Below are 25,701 nucleotides of genomic sequence, written 5' to 3' on the forward strand. Positions count from 1 at the left end.
TTATGATAAAAAATGAAGAGTTTGTAGCACGTCGCGCGCGACTGCTAAACAACCTGGATAATAACTCAGTTGCCATTATTCCGGCGGCGGCTGAAATTACCCGAAGTCGTGATACCGAGTTTCCATTTCGCCAAGACAGTGACTTCTTTTACCTCACCGGCTTTAAAGAGCCGGATGCAGTGCTTGTGCTGAGCAAAGACAAAGCAGGTAAGGGGCTGAGCACCTTATTTTGTCGTAATAAAGATAAGTTGGCTGAAATTTGGCACGGCAGGCGCGTTGGCTTTGAGCAAGCGAAAACCTTGTTTGCCATGGATGACACCCATGCACTGACAGAGCTTGATGATGAACTGTTAAGTTTAGTGAATGGCACCGCGACACTGTATTTTGGCCAAGGCACTTATCCCGACTTTGATGATAAAGTGTGGCGATTACTGAGCACGCTGCGCGGCGCACCTAAAAAAGGGTATAGAGCCCCTGAGACCATTAAAGATATTCGTCCGCTCGTACATGAAATGCGTCTGTTTAAATCCGCAGACGAAATCGCTGTAATGCGCAAAGCCGCAAAGATCAGTGCACAAGCGCATATTCGCGCGATGCAGTTTGCCAAGGCAGACGCCACTGAGTATCAATTAGAAGCTGAAATTCATCACCACTACGCGATGAATGGAGCGAGATACCCAGCGTATGGCACCATTGTTGGCTCAGGCAATAACGCCAACATATTACACTACACTGAAAACAGCGATGTATTAACGCAGGGCGATTTGATCTTGATCGACTCAGGCTGTGAATTGGAAGGGTATGCTGCGGATATTACACGTACTTTTCCTGTCAGCGGACAGTTTAGTGAAGCACAGACAGAGATTTATAATCTGGTATTAAAATCACAGTTGGCTGCATTTGAAGAAGTGAAGCCCGGCGGCACGCTGGTTAAAGCCAATAAGCAGGTTGTGCGTGTATTAACAGAAGGCTTAATTGAGCTTGGCATTCTTTCTGGCACCTTAGAAGAGCTAATAGAAACACAAGCGTGCAAGGCGTTTTATATGCACGGAGTGGGCCACTGGCTTGGTTTAGACGTACATGATGTCGGTGAATATAAACTGGATGAGGCAGACAGACCGTTTGAAGCGGGCATGGTGTTGACCATAGAGCCGGGTTTATATTTTGACGAAGATGCTGAAGTACCAGAAAAATACAAAGGCATTGGTGTGCGCATTGAGGATGATTTACTGATCACTCAAGATGGCCATGAAAACTTAACGGTTGATGTGCCAAAATCTATCGCTGAGATTGAAGCACTGATGCACAAAGCCTAACTGCAAGATTTGGGAGTATCAGGCTTGCAACAATTCGACGTCCTTATCGTCGGCGGCGGCATGGCGGGTGCCACTGCTGCTGTCAGTATTAAAAAACAAATTCCCGATTGCCGTATCGCGGTGGTAGAAGCGTTCGCTCCGAAAGCTAACAGCCACCCAAGTTTTGACGATCGCAGTATTGCTTTGGCTGAGCAATCGGTTGATTATCTGAGCAAACTGAACCTATTCAATAAAACATGGTCATTCGCTGAGCGGATCTCGCAGGTCAACGTGTCCGATAGAGGGCACTTTGGTAAAGCTTCCATCACACCTGAGGAATATCAAGTTGATGCGCTTGGCTATGTGGTTGAGGTAAATCCATATGGTCAGTTTTTACATCAACAATTACAAAGTCAAGATGTTACCTTGTTTTGTCCTGCAAAGGTCAAAGCTGTCACGCAGCACACCGAGTATGTTGAAGTTGAACTCGATGCGGAGCAATCACCTGTTTTGCAAGCAAAACTCTTGGTGATAGCGGATGGCGCGCACTCGCCTACGCGGGGCTTATTAAATTTAGAGTTTGATAGCTTTCCCTATGAGCAAGGGGCGTTAATTGCCAACGTGAAAGTGTCACCGGGTCATCAGGGGAAAGCGTTTGAGCGTTTTACATCGCAAGGGCCCATTGCACTGTTACCCATGAGTGAAGACCGCTTTTCAGTCGCTTGGTGTATGAACAAAGATGCCTTGGAAGAGGTACTCGCACTTGATGACAGCGCCTTCTTAGCGCGATTGCAGCAAGAGTTTGGTTACCGAGGTGGGTTGTTTGAAGCCGTTGGTAAGCGCAGTCGCTATCCATTGGTGCATGGGCGGATCTCCAGTGTTGTGCACCACCGCGTGGTGGTCATCGGTAATGCTGCGCACGCCATCCACCCCATTGCGGGGCAAGGCTTTAACTTGGGCATGCGCGATATTCAATGTTTGGTATCGCAGCTACAAGCCTCGGACATCGCAACCTGGGGCGATCATGCATTTACGCAGGCGTATAAGGTTGCCAGAGATAGTGATATTGGTCGGGTGATGACACTCACTGACGCTCTGGTACGACTCTTTTCCAATGAGTCCCGCAGCGTGGCGTTTGGACGCAGCTGCGGCCTGATGATGATCAGCCTCTTCCCTAATTTAAAAGCACCATTGGCCAGACAGCTAATGGGTCGAGTGCAATAAAAGGAGCTCTCATGCAGCAAGTGCAAGTATGTATTGTTGGCGGTGGCTGTGTCGGTTTGACGTTAGCACTTGGGCTAGCACAGCAAGATGTGTCGGTCATGGTATTGGATGCGGGCAGTGCACCTAAGCCGCTGGCTGAGGACTACAGCATGCGTGTTAGTGCAATTAGTTTGGCCAGTCAGCAGCTATTTGAATCGCTAGATGTATGGCAGGATATTTTTGCCAGTCGCGCCACGCCTTATACCGCGATGGATGTCAGAGATGCAGATAGCTTTGGTAAAATCGCCTTTGACGCGCAGTCTTTGCAGCTACCACAACTGGGTCACATCATTGAAAACGATGGGATCCGCTACGCGCTCTACAATAAATTGCAGGCCTTCGACAATGTCACTTTGGCATTTGAAAGCCGTTATCAAGCCATTCATCAAACCGAAACGGATGTGTTGATCACGTTGGACTCAGGCATGCCCGTGATGAGTAAACTGCTGGTGGCAGCAGATGGCGCGAATTCAGGTGTACGCAAATTATTTGATATGCCGCTGAGCTTTTGGGATTACGATCACCATGCCATTGTGGCGACAGTAAAAACAGATTGCACACATCTGCACACCGCCCGTCAGGTCTTTTTACCTACTGGCCCATTGGCGTTTTTACCACTGGCTGAAGAAAATATGCATTCTATCGTATGGTCTACGTCTCCTGAGCATGCTGAGCAGTTAATGGCGCAAAGTCCTAGTGAGTTCAATAAGTCCTTATCTGCGGCCATTGATATGCAATGTGGCTTGTGTGAAGTGCAAAGTGAGCGAGCGGTATTTCCATTGACCATGCGTTATGCCCAGCAGTGGCTCAAAGGTCGCGTGGTGTTAATGGGCGACGCTGCGCACACCATTCACCCACTGGCAGGGCTTGGCATGAATTTAGGCCTAAAGGATGCGGCGCATCTGATCACAGCTCTGGGTGAGCAAAGCCAAGAATTCGCCGCGCATAAAGTGCTGCGAGAATATGAGCGAGCGCGCAAGCTTGATGCGCAAAAACACATCGCGATGATGCAGGGCCTAAAAGATTTATTTGAAGGTGCCCATCCGGCTAAAAAGCTGATCCGCGGCTTAGGATTGAGCTTAGTAGATAATCTAGGCCCAATTAAAAGCTTGTTTGTAAAGCAAGCAGTCGGGCAATAGCGCTACGCCAAACGCAGCGCGATAAACTCAGCGAGTTTGTTCACCGCATGGGCAGACTCTTGAGTATTCTTGATTAAACTGATCCCAATCTCCCCAAGTTTCGGCAGCTCTGGCGTATGCTGCTGATAGGTCAGCTCTGCGGGCACGGTGTTTTTGGCCAGTACCGTGATCCCTAAGCCTTCTTTAAGCGCAGCGGTTAAACCGGTTAAATCGGCATTGCTGTAGACGATGCGAAAAGAACGCCCGCTTTGCTGTAGCGCTTCGATGGCACGGCGACGGTAAATACAGCCCTCCGGTGCAGCCACTAACGTGATGACTTCTTTTTTTGCGAGGCTTAAGTCGCCGACCCAGACCAGTTGGTCACGCATAAAGATTGGATGACTGACAGACTCAAGTTCTTCATTGAGTGCCAATACCAAGTCAAATTGATCTTGCCTTGATACTGAAAGTAAATGCTTACTTAGCCTGGACTTTACCTCTAACGCTACATCAGGGTAAAGAGAGACAAAGTCACCAATAATGGCGGGCAGAATGCGCGCGGCAAACTCACTGGGGATCCCAAGACGCACGCGTCCTGTGACACTTTCAGATGTAAACTGCTGTAAAATAGCGTCATTGTATTGCAGCATTTGTTTGGCTTGGGGCAGCAGTAGCTCGCCATATTGATTAAGCACTTGGCGTTGACCCTGCTTTTTAAACAGCTTACAGCCAAGTAAATCTTCTAAGCGGCGGATCTGTAAACTCACCGCGGGTTGCGATAAGCCCAGTAGTTCGCCTGCTTTTGCAAAACCTCCGACCTCTACAACCGTGACGAGTGTCCGTAGGCCATCAATTGATAAGTTCTTCATATTTAAAAAAGCTATTTATAAAAGTCGAATACATTAATATTATTTATCAATTGATAAATAATTACAATTTGTTGTTGCCATTCACCCCCCCTATACTTTTGCCTATCTTCATTTCACTAAGGTGGTTGTATGACGTTTTCTCCAATAATTTTTGCCAAGCATCGTCAAGGGACGGTACCTGCTGAAAATGCCTACAGTGCATTGGCCGGTCAGGTGGTATTGGATTTTAGTGGCTTTGAAACAACTCCTTTTCTTAATCAAGAGCTTGGCATTAACTTAAACAAGTTAATTGCACCGGGTTTAGGCATTCAAGGGTCGTTTGCAAATGGCCATCGTTATGCAGTTTATTACTTTAGTGAAACCGCTTATCGCTTCATTTTGGACCAAGACGCAGCACATACATTGCAAGCGCTGGTTGACCAACATGAGCAGGACTATGACATCGAATTGATGCGCCGTGATGATTTGGCCATTGCACAACTCAGTGGTGCGGCAGCATTTGAGTCATTGTTAACCCATTTTTCGCTCACACCGGGCTTAGGTATTTCTGACTTGCAGGCTTGCTATGGCAAGCAAAGTGGCGATGTGTTCATCACCACGCTATTGCAAGACGGTGTGCAGCAGCATCAACTCATCGCGCAGCCAGAGCCACTATCACTGTGGCAAAAGAAGTTAAGCGATGCAGGTTTTTGCATTAACTAATTCCGTGCATTTGAGCTGATTATCAGCTCATGATTAACCCCATCGAGACTATGTGCTCGATTATATGTGAGCAACTTAAATTGCTTACATAAACCAAAAAAGTGAAGGACAAGTATGACTTCTAAAACAGTACTACATGCTAAGCACCTAGAAGCTGGCGCTAAAATGGTTGATTTCCACGGTTGGGAAATGCCAATCAACTATGGCTCACAAATCGAAGAGCACCACGCAGTGCGTCAAGATGCTGGTATGTTCGACGTATCTCACATGACCATTGTTGATGTAAAAGGTGCTGACGCACAGGCGTTTTTACGCAAGCTAGTGGCAAACGATGTTGCTAAGCTAACGGTTGCAGGTAAAGCGCTTTACACAGGCATGTTGAATGAGCAAGGCGGCGTAATTGACGACCTTATCATCTACTTCTTCACAGAAACAGATTATCGTTTAGTTGTTAACTCAGCAACGCGTGAAAAAGATCTGGCGCACATCGGCGCAGTCGCGGCTGATTTTGACGTGACAGTGACTGAGCGTCCTGAGTACGCGATGATTGCCGTTCAAGGTCCAAATGCAAAAGAAAAAACAGCAACTATCTTAAACGACGAGCAGCGTGCTGCGGTTGAAGGTATGAAGCCATTCTTTGGTGCACAAGCTGGAAAACTATTTATTGCAACAACAGGTTACACTGGCGAAGCTGGCTACGAGATTGTTGTGCATAACGACGATGCTGCTGAGCTTTGGCAGCAACTGCTAGACGCGGGTGTGCGTCCGGCTGGCTTAGGTGCACGTGATACGCTACGTTTAGAAGCAGGCATGAACTTGTACGGCTCTGATATGGATGAAACTGTATCTCCACTGGCTGCTAACATGGCTTGGACCATTGCTTGGGAACCAGAAGATCGTGATTTCATCGGTCGTAAAGTGGTTGAGCAACAACGTGCTGACAAGAGCACTGATAAGCTAGTTGGCTTGGTGCTTGAGAGCAAAGGCGTTTTACGCGGTGGCTCTAAAGTTATCGTAGAAGGTGGCGAAGGTGTTATCACTTCTGGTACATTCTCTCCGACTTTAGGTTTCAGCGTAGCATTGGCACGTGTACCTCGTTCAACTGGGGAAACGGCACAAGTTGAAATGCGCAAAAAGCTGGTAGACGTTAAAGTAGTGAAGCCTTGCTTCGTACGCAACGGTAAGTCAGTGATCTAAAATCATTGTAACGAGTAGAATAATGGGCGGTTGCCCAATTAAAACGACCAAAGGAACAAAAAATGAGCAACATTCCTAGCGAGTTAAAATACGCATCTTCACACGAATGGGTTCGCGCTGAAGGCGACGGTGTATTCACTGTAGGTATCACTGAGCATGCACAAGAACTTCTAGGCGACATGGTATTTGTTGACCTACCTGATGTGGATGACGAAGTAGATGCTGGCGAAGACTGTGCAGTTGCTGAGTCTGTAAAAGCGGCTTCTGATATCTACGCACCAATTACTGGTACTATCGTTGAAATCAACGAAGAGCTAGAAGACTCTCCTGAGTCTGTAAACAACGACCCATACGGTGACGGTTGGTTATTCAAAGTGAAGGCGTCTGACGAGTCTGAGCTTGAAAACCTACTTGACGCTGAAGGTTATTCAAATTCAATCGACGAAGACTAATTCGTTGAATGACTAAAAGCCCCATTTTTTGGGGCTTTTGTTGTTAAATCAAACCGCTTTGGTTTGGTTTACTCTCAAAGCATTATTTGTGACTGCGTTACCAAGGCCTTTGTCTGGCAACATTGCTAGGCATCAATGCAGGAACACCCATTTTATTTGGATCATAGGAATCTGGACTAATGTCAAACGCCAAATCTCTTGAACAGTTAGAGCAAAAGCAAGACTTTATTCGTCGCCATATCGGCCCGAATGCCGCACAAGTAAGCGACATGCTTGCTGAGCTTGGAGTATCAAGTGTTGAAGAGCTGATCGGTCAAACGGTACCTGACTCTATTCGTTTAGAAACAGGTCTTAAGATTGGTGAAAGCCGTACAGAAGTTGAAACGCTGAGCTACCTAAAGTCAGTAGCTGGTCAAAACAAAGTATTTAAATCATACATTGGCCAAGGTTATCACCCAACACACGTACCTAATGTTATTTTACGTAATGTGTTAGAAAACCCAGGTTGGTACACCGCGTATACGCCATACCAGCCAGAGATCGCACAGGGGCGTTTGGAGTCTCTTCTTAACTTCCAAACTCTAACAATGGATGTCACGGGCCTAGACTTGGCAAGTGCATCTTTGCTTGATGAGTCTACCGCAGCGGCAGAGGCAATGGCCCTAGCTAAGCGTGTAGCAAAAGCGAAAAAAGCAAATACTTTCTTCATTGCAGATGACGTACACACTCAAACGATTGACGTAGTAAGCACTCGTGCTGAACAGTTTGGTTTTGACGTAGTTGTCGCACCTGCAAGCGACGTGGTAAATCACGAGATCTTCGGTGCACTATTCCAGTACCCGTCAACATCAGGTGAAGTGGTGGACGTCACTGACCTAATCGCACAAGTACAAGACAAAAAAGCGATTGCCTGTGTTGCCGCAGACATCATGAGCTTAATGCTATTGAAAGCACCGGGTAAACTAGGTGCAGACGTGGTACTTGGTTCGGCACAGCGCTTTGGTGTACCTATGGGTTACGGTGGTCCACACGCAGCCTTCTTCGCAACTCGCGACAAGTACAAGCGTTCACTGCCTGGTCGTATCATTGGTGTTTCTAAAGACCGTTTAGGTAACGATGCACTGCGTATGGCGATGCAGACGCGTGAGCAGCACATCCGTCGTGAAAAAGCGAACTCAAACATTTGTACAGCGCAGGTATTGCTAGCTAACATGGCTGCATTCTACGCGGTGTACCACGGTCCTCAAGGTCTTAAAACCATTGCACAGCGCATCAACCGCTTTGCAAGCATCTTGGCGACGGGCCTTAAGTCAAAAGGCGTTGCACTGAAGCACGACACTTGGTTTGATACCATCACGGTTGTGGCTGAAGACGCAGACAAAAACGCAGTCGTTGCACGTGCTGTTGCAAATGAAGTGAACTTTGCAATTAACCACGCAGGCGAGTACTCAATCGCACTGAATGAGACAACCACACGCGCTGACATCACAGAATTATTCGACATCATCCTTGGCGAAGGCCACGGTCTTGATGTGGCTGCGCTTGACGCAGAGGTTGCGGCAAACGACATCACAGGTATCCCAGCAAGCTTGGTACGTGATGACGAGATCCTAACCCATCCAAACTTTAATGAGTATCACAGCGAAACTGAAATGCTGCGTTACATCAAGCGTTTAGAGAACAAAGATTTAGCATTGAACCACTCAATGATCTCTTTGGGCTCTTGTACTATGAAGCTAAACGCGACAGCGGAGATGATCCCAGTAACCTGGCCTGAATTCGCTGAGCTTCACCCATTCTGTCCACTTGAGCAAGCACAAGGTTATCAAACTATGATGACTGAGCTGCACGACTGGCTTGTAGATATCACAGGCTACGATGCCGTATCACTACAGCCAAACTCAGGTGCACAAGGCGAATACGCGGGTCTTATCGCGATTCGTAAATACCATGAATCACGTGGCGACGCGCACCGTAACGTCTGTTTGATCCCAAGCTCTGCGCACGGTACTAACCCTGCATCTGCACAAATGGCAAGCATGAAAGTTGTGGTTGTTGGTTGTGATGATAAAGGTAACATCGACCTTAACGATTTACGCACTAAAGCGGAAGAAGTGTCTGAGAACCTATCTTGTATCATGGTTACTTACCCGTCTACACACGGTGTATACGAAGAGACTATCCGTGAAGTATGCGACATCGTTCACCAGCACGGCGGTCAAGTATACATGGACGGCGCGAACATGAACGCGCAAGTAGGTGTAACAAGCCCTGGCTTCATCGGCTCTGACGTATCGCACTTAAACCTACACAAAACATTCTGTATCCCACACGGTGGTGGCGGTCCTGGTGTTGGTCCTATCGGTGTTAAATCGCACCTTGCGCCATTTATGCCTAACCACAGTATCATCAATGTTGCGGGCACAACAGAAGGCAATGGCGCGGTATCTGCTGCACCTTACGGCTCAGCGGCGATTTTACCTATCTCATGGGCATACATCGCAATGATGGGCAGTGAAGGCCTTAAACAAGCGACTGAAATTGCGATTGTTAATGCGAACTACCTAACGGCTAAACTTGCGGATCACTACCCAGTGCTATACCGCGGCCGTAACGACCGTGTTGCGCACGAGTGTATCGTTGATTTACGTCCACTTAAAGATGCATCTGGCATCACTGAAATGGATGTAGCGAAGCGTCTTATGGACTACGGCTTCCATGCACCAACGATGTCATTCCCAGTTGCTGGCACACTGATGATTGAGCCGACTGAGTCTGAGTCTAAGGTTGAAATCGACCGCTTTATCGAAGCGATGATCTCAATCCGTAAGGAGATTGCAAAGGTTGAGTCTGGTGAGTGGTCTGTTGAGAACAACCCACTTGTATTTGCACCGCACACACAAGCTGACGTATTAGGAAACGAGTGGGAGCGTGCATATGACCGTTTTTACGCGGCATTCCCAGTACCTGCTGTAGCAAAAGACAAGTTCTGGCCAACGGTAACTCGTATCGATGACGTATACGGTGACCGTAACCTGATCTGTTCATGTCCAGCTGTTGAGACATATGCAGAGTAATTGATATCTGATTGTCGGGAGAAATCCTGACATGGATTTTGATTTGAAAACCGCCTTAAGAAATTAAGGCGGTTTTTTGTGGGCGGGTTTTGGGTTCAGTTGTAATCTCGCCCTTGTCATCCTGACGGAGGTCAGGAGCCATTTTGCAGAGGTGCTGGGTTCAGTTGCAATCTTGCCCCCGTCATCCTGACGAACGTCAGGAACCATTTTGCAGAGATGCTGGAGTCAGCTGCAATTTCGCCCTCGTCATCCTGACGAAGTTCAGGATCCATTTTGCAGAGGTGCTGGCTCAGCTGTAATTTCACCTTCGTCATCCTGACGAACGTCAGGATCCATGTCTATTAGGGTTATCAGGTTAACAACAGTTATGGTGTCGACAGCAGCCTTCAACTAAACATTTTGTCGCGTTGGCGACGACAACCAAAGAGGGGCTGACGCTGGCCTCTCGGGTGCGACCTTCGCTCTGGACTCTCCCAGCGCCCCGCTATCACGCTTAATCTTCAAATAATCAATTGATGTGAACGTAACCGCCATGTATTCGCCATCCTTGGCGAAGTCATGGCTTGGCTCGCATCCATGCGAGCGCATTACTCATCAATTGCTTATTTTCAGGCGTGATAGAAGGGGGAGTGGAGTTGTCCGTGAGTTTGTTGGCTTGGGTTGGCATATAGATGACCTTGAACTGAGAATCTAGGACTCAACTGTAATCTCGCCCTCGTCATCCTGATGAATGTTAGGAGCCATTTTGCAGAGATTCTGGTCCAGCAGCAATCCAACCCTTGTCGTCCAGACGAGCGTCAGGATCCATATTTATTATAGCTATCAGTTTAAGAGCCGTTTTGATATTAACCGAAGCCTTTGAACAAAAGGGCTAGAATATTCTAACCCCTTCAAAACTACTCGATGCCAATTAAAATGACAAAGCCCAGTGAATATTTGAATGAGGTCATGAAGCTTAAACTACATTATTGAGCAACAACGCTGGCCTCACAGGTTTGTGCTTACCTAACTGCTTTATCAACTTGTGTGTGCAAGTCGAAGAAATTATCAAAGTTCATTTTAGCATCCATGACTACTTTAAATACGCCAGGTCTTTCTTTTGTCAGAATTTGGCCTTTCCATTTTTTATTAAAGTATGTGCTGATTGTGCTCTTCTTCCAACCCGTAAGGCTTTCCAAAGTTGCGATTTGAAGTTCTTTACCAAGGTTTGAAGAGAATAAATGGAATGCTTTTTTACTTTGACAATATCTGCCATAAACTACTCCTGTAGGTTGATTTTTTAAAGGAATAGCTCTACTGAAAAATGAGCTTACTAATACATAAGGGTGGTTAAAAATAATACAAGAGTGGTTATTTAAAATTTTTCCTAATTATTTTGGATTAAGTAAAAGCAGATGAAGTTTGTAGTCAGAACGCTGCGCAAACATGGCGGCGGGGTAGATAGCGTAAGTAAATGAAGCATCATTTACAATGATGCCTTTAATTTAAGGTTGAGAAATAATTACCTAACCTTAACGATTGTCTGAACTTTTGGTTTTGCTGGTCTGTAAGGACCACCTCCGCTAATCTGTCTACAGTCTTTTTGGTTTAATAGAGTTTGCATTCCTTACCTCTCTTAATAGTTGAACATTTGGTTTAACTTTCATTCATTTGCTTTGAACAGCTTCGAATTATCTAAGCACTATTCTTGTGCCTACTTTATCGTAACATCGAAAAGAATATAAGCCCTAAGCCTCGCAGAGATCAGATTGATCTATTTCCTCTATAATCACCCGATACAGCCTTTAAAAGAACTCTCCACACAAAACACCACACTTATCCACTCACTCTGATCCCACTCCCCCCCATTTCATGTATCATCCTGATATCAACCATTTAGCACAGCTATCCATGTCAAAACTAACTGCGAAGCAGAACATCAATACAATCGTGACGGCGATAAAAGCCGAAGAGGCAGCACTTAGGGCGCGTTACTCAATTCTTAAATGGCAAAACGGTATTGCCATGGTTATTTTGCTGTTGTCATTGTGTGCATTCATTGGCGTTGCGGCGCTGTATTATGTTGCGGTGGTACCTGCGTGGGTGTGTATAATTTTAGTGGCTTTGATCACCTCCATTGCGCATGAGCTTGAGCATGACTTGATCCACAAACAGTATTTTAGTCAGCGCCCGTTTGTGCATAATTTTATGATGTTATGCGTGTGGTTGATGCGGCCAAATACGGTGAACCCTTGGTATCGTAGGAAGATACATCTACACCATCATAAAGTGTCGGGGACTTCGCAGGATTTAGAAGAGCGTTTGGTGGGCAATGGCATTCAATCGCCTTTTTTACGGGCGGTGGTGATCCTTGATGGCCTTTTAGGGCTACTTATAAATTCAAAGCGCTTTAGTAAAGAAATTCGTGGTTTTAAGTTTTTTCGGGTCTTTAATGCAGGCGCGCCCCTTGCAACGGCTTACTTTGGTATTTTGTATGGGGTGTTAGCTTATTATGCGCTGCAATTTGTGATGCCATTCACCTTGCCAGCATGGAGCGCGGAGCTACTGGCGGTGGCTGAGTTTTTAATGGTGGTACTGATATTACCGAATATGATCCGCTCAGCGTCACTGAATTTAATCACTTCTTCTATGCATTATTATGGTGGTGTGACGAATGTATTAGAGCAAACCCATGTGATCACCAGCCGCTGGTTTTTACCGTTTCAATTATTTTGCTTTGATTTTGGTCGCACACATACCATTCATCATTTTGTGCCAAATCAGCCCTTTTATATTCGACAAGTGATCAGTCAAAAAATACGCCCAGTGATGGCAAAACATGGCGTTCGCTTTGATGATTTACATAGTTTAAAACATGCAAATAGGTATTTGGAGGAGGGAGAGTGAGGGGGAGAGTTTAGGTGGGCTATGGTTAAAATGGCTCACTTCACCTTGCGCAAAAGTAACCTTGCTTCGCAAGGTGTATTTTGCACGAATTCACCTTACGCAAAGAGAATGTCCTCGCTGCGCTCGTAGTCATTAACCCTTTGCACGTATTCACCTTGCAGCTGGTACGATGAGTTGATACTCTCGAATTAAATAATCATAATTTGAGGCAAGATCATGCAGGAGTTTTTCGAAAAGTTTGCAGTTAACACCAAAATTAAGGTGGTTTGGGGTGAAATGGATGCGTTGGGGCATGTGAATAATGTGTCGTATTTCCGTTATTTTGAAACCGCGCGAATTGATTTTTTAAAGCAAACCGGGTTGCTCTCTATTTTATCTGAGCCCAGTCATAGTCCTGTTCTGCGTGATACCTACGCGCAATATAAACGACCCGTTACCTTCCCTGACACTCTGTATATTGGCTCATACATTACCGACATCAAAGAAGACCGTTTCACTATGCGCTATGAGGCATTTAGTGAGTCGCAGCAAGCAGTCTGCACAACGGGATATGCCACTGTGGTGATGTTTAATATGAAAACAGGGCAAAAAGCGGCCATTCCAGATGATATGCTCGCGATTTTGAAGCAATACGAGATGTGAGCAAAGGGGCCAGACCCCTTTATAGGTTATGCATTCATAATTTGTCATCCTGACGCAGATCAGGATCCTTGTTTTTAAGGCTTGCTCTTTTCTCTACCACTCATTTAATAATCACCACTAACTTAATAATTATCCTAGTAATTTATTGTTCGATTGTTGATAATGCGGAGTCCATAGGGTACTTCCTGCCTTTGTGATAAGTCATATACGATAAAAATAATGATTACTTATGCACTATTATTTTGAAAAGTACTATTTTGATGATGATACTTTTACGCTCTACCACAACGATAAGCCGATAGATTTAAAAAGTAATGAAGCTAAGTTATTAGCTTTATTTATTAAAAATAAAGATAAAATTCTAAGTAAAGACAGGATCCTCGATGAGGTTTGGGGCGAGCAGGTTGTTTCTGAACAGGTTGTTTTTCAAAATATTAGCCATCTTCGCCGTGTTTTTGGAAATGGTGCGATAACAACATTTTCTAAAAAGGGTTACGTGTGGCAGTTGTCATTTGAGCCCAAAGAACTGAAAAATGAGGAAAAAGCCCCAGTTCAGTTAATGAATAAATGGTATACATCGTCATATTATCTTTATTCTGTTATTACGTTGCTCTTAGTTATTATTTTTGTTTTATTTTTTGGATTGTCTTCTAACGGTTCCCTTTCTAATAAACAATTGAAGGGGCAGGTTTACGTTATCCCCTTTTCATTTTCAGAAGCTTTGGATGAGTTACAAGTTGATCGTATTGACACTTTGCTCACTCGTAATAAGCTTTTTCAAAGCGATGACCATGGCATAGATACAGATGTTGTATTTCGCTATTCAGATAAGGTTAGAGAGCAGACCCAGCTCAATAATACAGCAATATTACTATCCGGGTATGTATCGCAATTAGATGAGCAAATGGTGGTTGAATATAAGTTGCTGGGTGCAGAACGTGAGTGGCACGGTTATATTCTTGCAAAGAATGAAGCGTTAATGACGAATGCGCTTGATAAAACCATTGGTAATGTACAAAGTTCGGGATACCTAAACGAGCCCAACTCAGCATTATTGGCTGCAAAACTACAATTGCTTTTAGAGCGTCAACCAGATGATTTATCAGTTATTTACCATTTGATAAAGCAAGAAATAACTCATCAAAACTTTGATGTTGCTAGGGCATTGATTGAAAAGCTGCTTATTGAATCCAAGCTGCAAAAAAACTCCCCTTATACTGTATTAGCTTTATATCTTAAAGGTGGCATTTTTCATCAGCAACATGCTTACCAGCATGCCGAACGATACTATAAACAAGCATTGGCATTATTAGCTGAAACGCCCTATTCAAAGGTTGCTCATAATATAGAGTTAGCCTTGGCGTGGTTGGCTTATGCGCAGCATAATACTAGCCAGCTACAACATCATATTAGTAATGCGAGTGAGCATGCGAGGCAAAGTGGTGATGTATTGTCAGAGGTTAAAGCGCAAACGACGGGGTCGATTTTATCTCATAAACTAGGCGACTTGGTAAACCGTTATCAATACTTAAATACTGCCAAATCTCTGTTGATCGCGCATGAAATTGAACAAGCACACTTTGCGGTTATTCATTATCACTTGGCGTTATTTTCACCGAGTAAGGTTGAAGCGGAGTCTTATTTTTTAAAACTGCTTGGTCTAAACAAACTTGCCAAATATCAGTGGATTTATGAAAGCAGTATTGAAGATTTACTGTCTTGGTATATTGAACAAAATAGGTGGGAAGAGGCTATTGGTCTTTTCAAAACGCAGCCAGAAAGTAGTTTTAATCTTAATCAAAAAGCGAGGGTATTACGTGCACAGCAAGATTTCAGGGGAGCAATACAAGCTGCGAAGCAGGCATTTGATAGTGCGAGATTAAGCTATGAGCATAATAACGCCCTACATAGTGCTCTGTTACTTTATCAAATGAAGCCGTATATGAATGAACTTAAAGTAATTGAATATCAAAATTACATCAAAATACATGCCTCAAAGTTTTGGATTGAGAAACACCGTATTGAGCTGAGTGAAGTTGGGTATTTTGATGACCTAGCGGTTAACTAAGTCATCAAAATATGACGGTTTTTAATTAATTTTTGGCTGTGTTAAGTAGGGTGTGATAGTTAAAGCTTTCCCCCATTTTTAGCGTTTTTATAATGAAGTTGGGTGGCGTTTGCTCTGCTGCCAACGCGAGCCGTCTAAGAGGTTCATGGACATGTTCACACCCTAAAGTCCATGTGCCATAGCCCCATGGAATAAATACCTTACAGCCTAAATCATCGGCAGCTTTTATAGCATCTTCTGGAGACATGTGTACCCGTCTTTTACTTTCATGATAGGCGACGATTGGCATCAAGCAAACGTCCATTGGGCCCATTTTTTTTCGAATATCTTTGAATACGTCGCTGTAACCGGTATCACCAGCAAAATATACTTTGTATTTCCCATCATCTAGCATCCAGCTGCCCCATAAGCTGTGATCGGTATCAAACATCCCTCTAGAGGAGTTATGGTTACTTGGTAAAAAGTGCACTTGCGTTTTATTGTGCTGAGTATGAGTGTACCAGTCCATTTCGGTTATTGGCCCATTTTCGTAGTCAATATCGCTGGCACTGTCCAAAGGCAAATATAATTGTGTATTTTTACTAAATTCATTAAGCGTAGTGTTACTTAAGTGATCAAAATGGTCATGAGAGATCAGTACGCCAGATACAAAATCCAGCTCTTTAGCGTTGACAGGGGCTTCTCCCAATCGAACAAATGAGGTGCTCAATTGCTGTCCTAACCAACCTAAAAAGCCATCGAATTCATGAAATACAGGGTCGGTAACTAAGGCGTCATTATTCATTTGTTGGATCAAAAAGCTGGCATGGCCTAACCAGGTTAATTCACCTCTTCTATCTGGGCTAATTTCAATATTTGAATAAACCAAATCATTGAAGTTGTAGCCATAACTCTTACTGTATTTATGCGAAGGGACTGGATCTAAAAATGCTCTTTCAATCACCTTTTTTTCTTCAGGCTTAAGGAGATCTAAATCATCATTGATATGGTGGGGGCCATTATCGGTAAAATGACTTGGGAATAAGTTGGTATAAGCGCCTTTTTTATTTTTTGTAAGTTCAGGGTTTTCTATACGTTCTATTTGTGTTGTGCAACCTGTTATCAACATAAGAGAAATAACATGTGTTAGTGTTTTAAGTTTCATAAATAAGAGGCCCTGTTTTAGTTTTACAGCATCTTAAATGCCAGTGCCAATTGGGTCTTATTTAAAACCTATTTTTAGCTAAATAGAAAATGGATAGAAAATTTATCTATAAAAATCAATGCTTAATATGGGTTTTGTGCACTTTTTATTAATCTAGGGCAAAGCGTTATTGGTGGATAGAGCGCAGTGCATATAGAAAATCATTCGCTCTGTTCATCATGATTATAGCCATCAATTCAGGTAGATATACGAAAAGTTGGCGGTAGAATAACTCAAACCGCCAACGTGTTGATAAGGTGCTCTTACTGATTACGGTTAACCTAAGATAGTTAATCTAATCTTTTATTTTTACTGATCTTTTCTTGATGGCCTATGATGCGAATTGACCAGCTGTTTAGGCTGCCTGCTTGCTCATTATTATCCATAACGACATCCTCATTGCCATGGCGACCTGATAATTGAAAACTGCGATGCGCAGCGCTCATATCCGTCACATGCAACTTCCACTGACCATGTTCGGCATTGGCCTGCTCATTCCAGAACTTGTAGCTCAGCATCAAGTGATCGTCATAGCCCTGCGTACTTGGCATGCCATTAATGACAGAGCTCAAAGCTTGACCGTTTAAATTACCAAAGGGCGACATTAAAATACTGCGGGTCCCACTGGGTGATTCCAGCTCTATTTTCAAATCTGATATACGGCTGTGGGCAATATCTAACCTAACCTGCACCGCTTCAATAAACAGTTCATCATTTACAGTAATGACCGACGTCACCGTCTGTTGAGAATCCGGTATTTTAATCTCTGATAGGTTCAAGGCTGAAGCGGCCCAAGTCGATTCAACTAAGTCACTGGGTAAATTTTCGATGGTGTATCGTCTTATTAGTTCCACAGCCTTATCAACATCAATTAACCCAAATCCATAATGAGGGCTATACCAATGACCAGCAGCATTTTTAGACCAACCTTCTAATCCAACAATACCGTTAACCGAAATAGCACTCTGATTAGGGTCTATTCTTGTAGCGGTATTTGCTAATAAATGGCGTATATCACGAGATGATAACTGATGATTTTGCATATTCGCTGCCGACATTAACAAAGCAACCGCACCAGTTGCATTAGCAGCAGCTGAAGAAGTCCCATCTATTGCATAGCTAAAATCTGACTGTTCAGCGATGTATGACAGCAGTGATCCATGACCTTGTACACTGCTAAACTGCGGATTTACTATTTGCATCAAAATCAACTGGTTAATCACTTGGTGTTCTTGGGCAGTTAATGTTGCTTCAATCGACTTAAACTCTGGTAATGTGTAGATCAGCCCTAAATCAATACTTTTTGCGCCAGTTCGCTGCATATAAATTTGTTCAACATCAAGTAGCTTTAATAGCAGGCTACTATGAGTACATGAGATAAATGGCGCATTCCTTAGATCACTGATAAACATACTAGGCTCTAGAAGGCCTTGTTTTTCCAAGTGTTCGCAGGTAAAGGTCGTTGAAAGATTTTTAACACCTGTGTTAAATGAATCTCCGCCTGGCGCTGAAATAAATACACTGCTGCCAGGTGTTGAATAAGACGTTCTTTCACCAAAAGCATTGACGGCGCCAACAACCATATTCCAATAGTTGGCATTCTCATGGTCTGAATTAGTATTTTGCCAAGGTAAAAAATGATTATCGTCAATGGGTTTACTGTTTTTTGGATATTTTTTGACTCTATTGTCATTCGCATCAAGATAAAAAACACTGCTTTGTAAATACCCATTACCCGCTGACTTTACAAATAGCGCGCTCCGTTTATCTGCTGGGTTTTCAAGAGAGACTTTTTTTAACACGGATTGCATTTCGATATAATTTAACTCAGGTGTATTTAACGTATAAGGCACACTATGTGACCAGGCTAAACCATAACTTTGATTGAACACTTGAACATCGTATGAGCTTTCATGCAGGCCATGACTCACCATAAAGTCGTCTAAGTCATTAATACCAGAAAACGAAACTATTTGACTCTGTGGAGCTACGCCACGAATTCCAATGTCATTTTCTGAGGCCGCGATAATTCCTGCCATCTTGGTACCATGAGCGTCATTAGTAGCCGACGAATTAATCTCACTAAAAACAATTAAGTTATCAACTAATTCTGGGTGTTTAACGTCAACACCAGAGTCGATGACTGTAATTTTTATATCCTTACCTTTATGTCCCCATATATGTGTTTGCCAGAGGTTTAAGTCGCTAGGTGAATTATTATATTGCGATAAGTTTTGATTTAGTAAATTCCATTGGTGTTTTAAAAGAGGGTCGCCTTTTGGATTAATCCAGCGATCCTTGTAATTCCTGTCGGTCATGGAACTTGCATCAAATATACAAGATAGTGGCAAGATAAAGGTTATAAGTTTTAACGTTTTCAAAACTAACCCTCCTATATTTTATATTGGTATAATTAAAAAGCCCCCATTTGGGGGCTGTTTGTTATTGGATATATTGATTTAAGAATGCTTTTGAAGCGTTAGAATGAATATCGACCCAAAATGCACTACCGACAGAGCCACCACTGGTTACGCCTAAAATTCCCTGAGCAGCAAAAATAGGACCACCAGAGTCACCACCACCCGTTAAGGATGTACCTCTTGTCCAATCTTGATTTGAGCCACTGTTACCATCATGTCCGTAAGCATATATCATTGCGCCATCAACATAGCTCACGGTAGCAATACCAAGGCGCTTTACGCCTGCACCTGTTTTCGTTACTTGGTTATTATTCCCAAAGCCAATGATTGCAGCTCTTTGTTGTGCTACTGCTCTGGCTGATTGCGGTGCTAATGCTCTGTAGCTTGAAGAAACTGGCGAGTCAAACTTCAGAACAGCTAGATCGTATTGATAAGTGCCATGCCAATTTGAATCATCATAATTAGGGTGCACATAGACATTTGAAGGGCTTTGACCTTTAGCTTCCCCAGTTAATACTTCTATGTTATTTGGATTATATTCTGATGAGGCAGCACAGTGGCCTGCCGTAAGAATAGTTTTTGAATCAACAAATGTACCTGTACAAATATAGCCATTAAATCCAAACATTACTATTTCAGGGTACACGTTATTACTGATTTCAATACTATTAGTAATTAAACCGTCATAGATTGAATTAGTTTGAGTGTTATTGTTAGATATATCCGCGCTTGCAACGCTACTAAATAGAACGGCGCTTGAAATTATTGAAGTTAAAATGTTTCTTTTCATGTTGTATCCTTCTTTGTGTTTTATATTAATTCAAATAAAGTTATTTTTAATTTAAAAGGTTATTTCCTTGAAATTAAAATGTATTTATAACTGTTTATAAAATTATTTTTTGCACATATAAAAGAACGAACAAAAAAAATTAAAATAACAAGTGGGTTTGAAAATGTTTTATTTTTGTGTTTTTTTTGTTTGTTTTATGTTGGTAAAGGTATGTAAAACAAAGAGAAAGGTTTGTTTGAAAAAATAATCAAAGAGGGCTGGGTAACTCGACCTTGCATTTATTAACTTTCAGCCTGATCAAGAGCAAAGTGCTATTGGCGGAAAGAGAGCCAAGTGTATGAAAATTAATTGATTGTTAGCTTGTTGGTCTAGTTGAGGTTGTCGCTCGGTGTGTTTTTGATTAGGCTAGGGCAATCATATATACACTAATAAAAACAATAATGAGTGATATAAAGCAAAGGCGGGTAGATATCTCGTCTGGGCTAAATGCGTGTTTAACTTACTACCCTGCGAATAGCACGATGGCGATGCATGAGCATGAGGGGCATCAGTTGTCTATCGTGCTGTCAGGCGCTTTGGCTGAGTCTAGCAGCGGCTTGCAGCAGCAAGTGTACACACCTAGTCTTTGCACCAAGCCGGCTGAATTTGGCCATGCAAATCAATATGGTAAACAGGGCACTCTGATATTTGCATTAAACTTTAGCAAACAAGCTTTTGATGAATATGCTGAGGGTGTTGCGCTAGATTGGCACTGGCAACCGCTCACAAGCAAACCCTTGCTGCAAATGATCAAGCAATCAGTCAAAGGGGTGATGATAAATAATGATTCATTCCAAGAGCAGTTTTTGTGGGATTTACTCGCCATTAGACAAGGCAGTACCGTCACAACTGAGCGGCAAAAAGTAGCTTGGCTATTAAAGGCTAAGCAGTCTATTGAATGCTCCCCCGATAATCTCAATTTAACGCAACTGGCAGTAGAACTAGATGTTCATCCTGTATATTTCTCGCGAAGTTTTCATAAGCACTTTGGCTGTACGCCCAGCTTGTACCAACAGCGTTGCAAGGTCTCTCGCGCGATGCAGTTACTCTCAAAAAACAAAATGCTAGTAGAGGTGGCAAATGACAGCGGGTTTAGCGATCAAAGCCATTTAACACGATTGTTTAAGCAAGAAATCGGCTTTACACCGCGCCAACTCAAGCAATTCATTACAGGTTAAATCCATACAATAAAATAGCTGGGCGTGCGGCTATGCTATTGCTTATTTTTTACAGTCAGGAGCCAGTTATGGGCAAAAAAGCGCAGGCGATTTTATTTCTCTCTTTAATCGGTGTGAGTCAGTTAAGCTATGCGGTGACACCGCAGCAGGCAGCAGAAAAATTAAAGCAATTTATCGAGGATGTGCCAAGTTTAGAACCAGGCTATGCCGTTGTTGCTGTGACTAAAAATGAGGTGCTTTTAAATCATGTGCAGGGCATTCGTAATATCGATACTCAGCTGCCACTGACGCTGGATACACCCATATATATTGCCTCTCAAACTAAAGCTTACATGGGGCTACTTGCAGCGAAGTTAGATAAACAGGGCATACTCAAACTTAATGATACAATTGCTAAGCACTGGCCGCATATAAAACTACCTGAAGGCGTTGACCCTAATCATTGGACGCTGAGTGATTTGCTTACGCATCAGTTTCCTGTCGAGGCAGACCGTATTACTGCACTAGAAGCTTATATGACGGAGGTCGATCATAAAGACTATCCTGCATTATTAGCTAAACACAGCGTTAAGCGTGATGAAGGTTTCGACTACACCAATCTAGGCTATAACATTTATGGGGCCATTTTACACAAGGTAACAGGTAAAGCATGGCAAGATTGGTTGCAGGATGAAATCTTTACACCCATGGCAATGGTAAACACTTCGGCCCGCACATCTGACTTTTCAATGAAGCACTTATCTTGGAATCATATCTGGCAAGGCGAGGAGAAAGGTTGGCATATCGTGCCGCCAAAAACCGATGGAAAAATGCAATCTGCAGGTGGCTTAGTGGCATCACCCCGAGATATGGGGAAGTGGTTGCAGTTACAGTTAAACCGAGAACTTGCGCGTAAATCAGGGTTTAGTAGTGACATGATGAAGTTAGCTCATACATCAGTTGCTCAGCTTGACCCCAAAGCAAGAAACCCTTACGAGCTTCCCTGTCATGGATATGCATTAGGTTGGACTGTGTGTGATATTGATGGTCATACCGTGTATACCCATGGTGGTGGCTATACAGGTGCACGCACAGTGATGGCCTTTTCGCCTGATTTAGGTGTGGGGATCGGTGTTTTTTCTAATTCGGATAACATGACAGGTTGGCTGAGTAGAAAAACCATGGTGCAGTTTTTTCAGTATTTAACAGCACATGAAAAAGCCGATGAGATGGCTGAGCAGCGTCAAGGTGATTACCCTGAGCGAGTGCAGTGGCTGTTAGATAGAAGGCTGCAAAGACAAGCTGATGGGATTAATGCGTTAGTAAAGCAGTCAGGTGTAGATGATTACCAGCCTACCAAAGCTGAGTTGGTTAAGCTCGTTGGCAATTATCAAGGTCAAGACAAGTACAGTAAATTGGCCATATCCATGTCTTCACACGGTGTTTTAACCGGGCAGTTATACGATTATGAGTTTACTATCCAGCCTATATCTATGAACTTATTTGCAGAGCGAAGCAGTCCATTTAGCAAGATAAGGCCGATTAATATTAAATTTGATAACAACTCAAAACAAGTGAAGAGCTTGACTTGGTTTGGTACAGAGTATATGAAAATCAGCGACTAAAACGCACCAAGCGGGTTAAGCGTGATGTGTTGGGCATAGCTACAAATTATTTGATGTGGTTTTGGGGTTGTGGAAAGCCGCAGCTAGGCTGCGGTTAAAATGGCTCATTTCACCTTGCGCAAAAGTAATCTTGCTCCGCCAGATGTATTTTGCACGAATTCACCTTGCGCAAAGAGAATGTCTTCGCTGCGCTCGCAGTCATAAACCCTTTGCACGTAATCACCTTGCGTAAAGAGAGTGTTCTCACTGCGTTTGTGGTCATAAACCTTTTTCAACGAGATCTTTTAAAGTAGTGAGTGTGGTTAAAATGGGTCATTTCACCTTGCGCAAAGAGAATGTCCTCGCTGCGCTCGCAGTCATTAACCCTTTGCACGTAATCACCTTGCGCAAAAGTAATCTTGCTCCGCAAGATGTATTTTGCACTAATGCACAGTGATCGGTTGGTCATTCACGACTAAAGATTGGCCATTTTTTTGGGCGCGCTGAAAGCTGGATATTAACACGTCATTAGACAAAGCATTGATGTCGTCGACCTCTTCAACCATGCAAAAAGTGATGGAATCCCACCCTAAATCTTGGATAAAGTTTTTAAGATTGTTGATATTCTCTTTGTAATTTTTATCGGTCGTTAATAGGCCGATAGAGTGTTTGTTGCCAAGTTTGTATTTGTCTTGGTCTGTGGTCGAGCATTTTGCGTAACCGCTCAGTACATACACTGTATTTGTGCTTTCATTCATGGTGGTGTTATCACTCAATTTGGTTTTGGTTCTTAGTTGGTTTCTAATGCATTTTTCAAACCAAGCTTTCCAAGTTTTGCGACATTTTATATCTAAGCCTTGAAAGCTGCAGATAAAAGCTATTCTCGACTTGAAACAACAAGCGACAACTCAGCCGAGGCGTCAATTTTTTGCTATATGTCAGTTTTTTTATCATTAGAAAATGAGTGGTCGTTGTTGCTTTAGAAATAGTGGGGAGCAAATAGCAAAGCACACGTCAGGCAGGTCAAAGCAGAAATATTCAAATTCTAGTGAGGTAATGTGCTTGATCGAAAAAGGCTTAATTTGATTGTATGTGTACGGATTACGCGGTACCGCGATGAAGTTTGTTGTTGAATGATCAATTAACGAGATTAATTTAGCGGAGCATAGACAGGCATTGGGTAAAAACTTTCTTAAAAATTAATGTACCACATTTTTATGATGAAGCGTTTATTATTAAAAGCTCATTATTTTTTATTAATTGATAAGTGTAACCTTCCATTTTTTTGTTAATGCTTTCATTTTTTATGGCTTGTAAGTGTATAATAAATATTACAATACTGAATTATTAACTGCTTGCTATGGTATTAGGTGACAACTAAGCATTCTATGTCTTAGCAAGTGGCTTGTCTTTATCATTATAGGGAACTAGCGATAAGCTATTTTATTAGGTTGAGAAATGGAACGGCAGATATACTGGAACACTTTAGTTGCTTTACATAAACACATTAACTATTTGCAACTCTATGTGCATAAATGCGACAAATTGGATAATTCAATCAATATGGTGGTCGCAATTGCTTCTTGTGCAAGCATTGCGACTTGGGCTGTATGGGATAAGTACCCTTTAGTTTGGGGGGTTATCATTGCATTGTCACAAGTGATTACGGCGATAAAGCCTTACTTCCCATTTGCTAAAAGAAAAAAGGCTGCGCTTGACCTTTATAAGAGCTTGCAAACACTTTCTTTAGAATGTGACAGAACTTGGTTTGACATAGCAAAAAATAAATTGAGTGGCGATGAAATAAAGGAAGCCGCTTTTAGCTTACAAGCAAAAAAGACCAAGATGAGAGAAGAGTGTTTAACTGGAATGATTTTGCCAATTAATGAAAAGTTATCAGCAAAAGCAGAGCAGGTTTTACAAGTTTATCTAAATAAGAACTTTTATTTTAAATAAGGAAAACGAGTGTATAACTATAATTTTTTACCTGGTTCAGGCGGTGGCTGTGATGATCTTCCTCCAGTGGACGGAGAGTTCCCGATGCCTAACTATGACGGTGATTTAGACCCTCAGGATAATGATGATTCCAATAAGAGTGATGAGACAAAGCATTAATCTATGTTTTAGCGATTAAACTAAGGGTCAGAGCCATTGATTTTATATTAATCGAAAAGGCAGACCCTTATTTAGTTTTTTATTGTTTATCGACACATTATATATGTTTGAGAGCGCCGTAAGGTTAGCTTGTCTTGCTATTTCTGCTGCGCTTATTCGCTGACTGACTGAGTGCCTTTGAAACGTATGATAAGTGGTTTGATAGCAAAATGTGCGACCACCGATGCCAATACAAACACCACTACGCCAACAAATGGGATCATCGGACCGGTAAAATAGGCACCGCCCAAAACATAGCCGACGATGGCTTCAATACGATATAAAGGCAAAAACAGAGCTATAAACGCAATGACCAGCAATAAAGAGGCTGCGATGGATGAGTAGCCTAGACTAAATATGGTCGATTGAATCAAGCTAATCAGTAACATGCCGACAAAGCAGCGCGCGGCTACGGTGCGAAAAGCTAAACGGCTCTGCTCATCTTCTATCTGATTACTTCTGTGTTCAATACTATAAGCGGTAAGCCACACTAACATGGGTAATATCACAAGTCCCCACCAATTGGATAAACCGGGCATGTCCTCTTGCGCTAAAAAGTGATGTGTAACAACACCGCCATTTAAGCTCTCCCAAGTGAGTAGGGCGATTTGACATGCGACAACCGCGATCATTAAGTAGTTTCTTATTTTTTTGATATCCAAAATATAGTTCCTTATCTTGTAGAGTATGACCTTATTCAGCAATTAGCAGACCACAAAATAAAAGCATTATTTTTCAATGTTTTATTTATTTTTAAATCAAGGTGAGGAAATTTTGATACTAAT

General features: G+C 42.9%; 21 protein-coding genes. 14 read left to right on the forward strand and 7 right to left on the reverse strand.

Going from position 1 to position 25,701, the window contains the following annotated elements:
* Window positions 1-2: 2 nt before the first annotated feature.
* The 3 genes from pepP to AC2CZC_RS09040 are packed head-to-tail and all read left to right on the forward strand — an operon-like array spanning window position 3 to window position 3,697.
* Window positions 3-1,316 carry a Xaa-Pro aminopeptidase gene (pepP, locus tag AC2CZC_RS09030; protein WP_211035689.1) on the forward strand — a complete coding sequence of 438 codons (1,314 nt, stop codon included), beginning with the start codon at window positions 3-5 and terminating at the stop codon, window positions 1,314-1,316.
* Window positions 1,317-1,340: 24 nt separating this feature from the next.
* On the forward strand, window positions 1,341-2,519 hold the full coding sequence (gene ubiH, locus AC2CZC_RS09035) for a 2-octaprenyl-6-methoxyphenyl hydroxylase (RefSeq protein ID WP_211035687.1): 1,179 nt from the start codon (window positions 1,341-1,343) through the stop codon (window positions 2,517-2,519).
* A gap of 11 nt (window positions 2,520-2,530) precedes the next feature.
* Complete coding sequence (locus AC2CZC_RS09040) at window positions 2,531-3,697, forward strand: FAD-dependent monooxygenase (RefSeq protein ID WP_211035685.1); 1,167 nt, start codon at window positions 2,531-2,533, stop codon at window positions 3,695-3,697.
* 2 nt (window positions 3,698-3,699) lie between these two features.
* Here the strand turns inward: AC2CZC_RS09040 and AC2CZC_RS09045 are convergent, their stop codons facing one another.
* Entirely contained in the window at window positions 3,700-4,545 is an 846-nt protein-coding gene (locus AC2CZC_RS09045; protein ID WP_063362521.1) for a LysR family transcriptional regulator, read from the reverse strand.
* A 129-nt stretch (window positions 4,546-4,674) separates the two neighbouring features.
* Between AC2CZC_RS09045 and AC2CZC_RS09050 the strand changes: the two genes are divergently transcribed.
* The 4 genes from AC2CZC_RS09050 to gcvP all read left to right on the forward strand — a co-directional run bounded on the left by AC2CZC_RS09050 (window position 4,675) and on the right by gcvP (window position 9,973).
* Entirely contained in the window at window positions 4,675-5,247 is a 573-nt protein-coding gene (locus AC2CZC_RS09050; RefSeq protein WP_063362522.1) for a hypothetical protein, read from the forward strand.
* A 114-nt stretch (window positions 5,248-5,361) separates the two neighbouring features.
* Window positions 5,362-6,444: a glycine cleavage system aminomethyltransferase GcvT gene (gene gcvT, locus AC2CZC_RS09055; protein ID WP_039612050.1), complete on the forward strand. Its 1,083-nt coding sequence runs from the start codon at window positions 5,362-5,364 to the stop codon at window positions 6,442-6,444.
* A gap of 62 nt (window positions 6,445-6,506) precedes the next feature.
* Window positions 6,507-6,896, forward strand: a complete 390-nt coding sequence (gene gcvH, locus AC2CZC_RS09060) for a glycine cleavage system protein GcvH (protein WP_046355903.1) — start codon at window positions 6,507-6,509, stop codon at window positions 6,894-6,896.
* Between the two features lie 179 nt (window positions 6,897-7,075).
* On the forward strand, window positions 7,076-9,973 hold the full coding sequence (gene gcvP / locus AC2CZC_RS09065; RefSeq protein WP_484584552.1) for an aminomethyl-transferring glycine dehydrogenase: 2,898 nt from the start codon (window positions 7,076-7,078) through the stop codon (window positions 9,971-9,973).
* 1,102 nt (window positions 9,974-11,075) lie between these two features.
* Here gcvP and AC2CZC_RS09070 read toward each other — a convergent pair.
* Window positions 11,076-11,228 (reverse strand): hypothetical protein, encoded by a 153-nt coding sequence (locus AC2CZC_RS09070; RefSeq protein WP_484584553.1) that lies wholly within the window; start codon window positions 11,226-11,228, stop codon window positions 11,076-11,078.
* 635 nt (window positions 11,229-11,863) lie between these two features.
* On the opposite strand from AC2CZC_RS09070, the gene AC2CZC_RS09075 reads away from it, so the two are divergent.
* The 3 genes from AC2CZC_RS09075 (at window position 11,864) to AC2CZC_RS09085 (ending at window position 15,569) form a co-directional block, all read left to right on the forward strand.
* A complete protein-coding gene (locus AC2CZC_RS09075) occupies window positions 11,864-12,859 on the forward strand; it encodes a fatty acid desaturase (protein WP_484584554.1) in 996 nt (331 codons plus the stop codon).
* A 216-nt stretch (window positions 12,860-13,075) separates the two neighbouring features.
* A complete protein-coding gene (locus AC2CZC_RS09080; RefSeq protein ID WP_484584555.1) occupies window positions 13,076-13,501 on the forward strand; it encodes an acyl-CoA thioesterase in 426 nt (141 codons plus the stop codon).
* A gap of 229 nt (window positions 13,502-13,730) precedes the next feature.
* Window positions 13,731-15,569, forward strand: a complete 1,839-nt coding sequence (locus AC2CZC_RS09085) for a winged helix-turn-helix domain-containing protein (protein WP_484584556.1) — start codon at window positions 13,731-13,733, stop codon at window positions 15,567-15,569.
* 25 nt (window positions 15,570-15,594) lie between these two features.
* Here the strand turns inward: AC2CZC_RS09085 and AC2CZC_RS09090 are convergent, their stop codons facing one another.
* The 3 genes from AC2CZC_RS09090 to AC2CZC_RS09100 form a co-directional block, all read right to left on the reverse strand.
* The gene (locus AC2CZC_RS09090; protein WP_211035660.1) at window positions 15,595-16,713 is read right to left on the reverse strand and encodes an MBL fold metallo-hydrolase; all 1,119 of its coding nucleotides are present in this window, start codon (window positions 16,711-16,713) and stop codon (window positions 15,595-15,597) included.
* A gap of 329 nt (window positions 16,714-17,042) precedes the next feature.
* Window positions 17,043-19,133: a S8 family serine peptidase gene (locus AC2CZC_RS09095; protein WP_484584557.1), complete on the reverse strand. Its 2,091-nt coding sequence runs from the start codon at window positions 19,131-19,133 to the stop codon at window positions 17,043-17,045.
* 61 nt (window positions 19,134-19,194) lie between these two features.
* Window positions 19,195-19,962 carry a S1 family peptidase gene (locus AC2CZC_RS09100; protein ID WP_484584558.1) on the reverse strand — a complete coding sequence of 256 codons (768 nt, stop codon included), beginning with the start codon at window positions 19,960-19,962 and terminating at the stop codon, window positions 19,195-19,197.
* Window positions 19,963-20,402: 440 nt separating this feature from the next.
* On the opposite strand from AC2CZC_RS09100, the gene AC2CZC_RS09105 reads away from it, so the two are divergent.
* On the forward strand, window positions 20,403-21,179 hold the full coding sequence (locus tag AC2CZC_RS09105) for a helix-turn-helix domain-containing protein (protein ID WP_484584559.1): 777 nt from the start codon (window positions 20,403-20,405) through the stop codon (window positions 21,177-21,179).
* Window positions 21,180-21,247: 68 nt separating this feature from the next.
* Window positions 21,248-22,783, forward strand: a complete 1,536-nt coding sequence (locus AC2CZC_RS09110) for a serine hydrolase domain-containing protein (RefSeq protein WP_484584560.1) — start codon at window positions 21,248-21,250, stop codon at window positions 22,781-22,783.
* 422 nt (window positions 22,784-23,205) lie between these two features.
* Here the strand turns inward: AC2CZC_RS09110 and AC2CZC_RS09115 are convergent, their stop codons facing one another.
* Window positions 23,206-23,520 carry a hypothetical protein gene (locus tag AC2CZC_RS09115; RefSeq protein WP_484584561.1) on the reverse strand — a complete coding sequence of 105 codons (315 nt, stop codon included), beginning with the start codon at window positions 23,518-23,520 and terminating at the stop codon, window positions 23,206-23,208.
* 700 nt (window positions 23,521-24,220) lie between these two features.
* Between AC2CZC_RS09115 and AC2CZC_RS09120 the strand changes: the two genes are divergently transcribed.
* Window positions 24,221-24,718: a hypothetical protein gene (locus AC2CZC_RS09120; protein WP_484584562.1), complete on the forward strand. Its 498-nt coding sequence runs from the start codon at window positions 24,221-24,223 to the stop codon at window positions 24,716-24,718.
* Between the two features lie 9 nt (window positions 24,719-24,727).
* Window positions 24,728-24,877 carry a hypothetical protein gene (locus AC2CZC_RS09125; RefSeq protein ID WP_484584563.1) on the forward strand — a complete coding sequence of 50 codons (150 nt, stop codon included), beginning with the start codon at window positions 24,728-24,730 and terminating at the stop codon, window positions 24,875-24,877.
* 152 nt (window positions 24,878-25,029) lie between these two features.
* Here AC2CZC_RS09125 and AC2CZC_RS09130 read toward each other — a convergent pair whose 3' ends face one another.
* On the reverse strand, window positions 25,030-25,578 hold the full coding sequence (locus AC2CZC_RS09130; RefSeq protein ID WP_484584564.1) for a hypothetical protein: 549 nt from the start codon (window positions 25,576-25,578) through the stop codon (window positions 25,030-25,032).
* Between the last annotated feature and the right edge of the window lie 123 nt (window positions 25,579-25,701).

Source organism: Pseudoalteromonas sp. MMG033 (assembly GCF_057197785.1).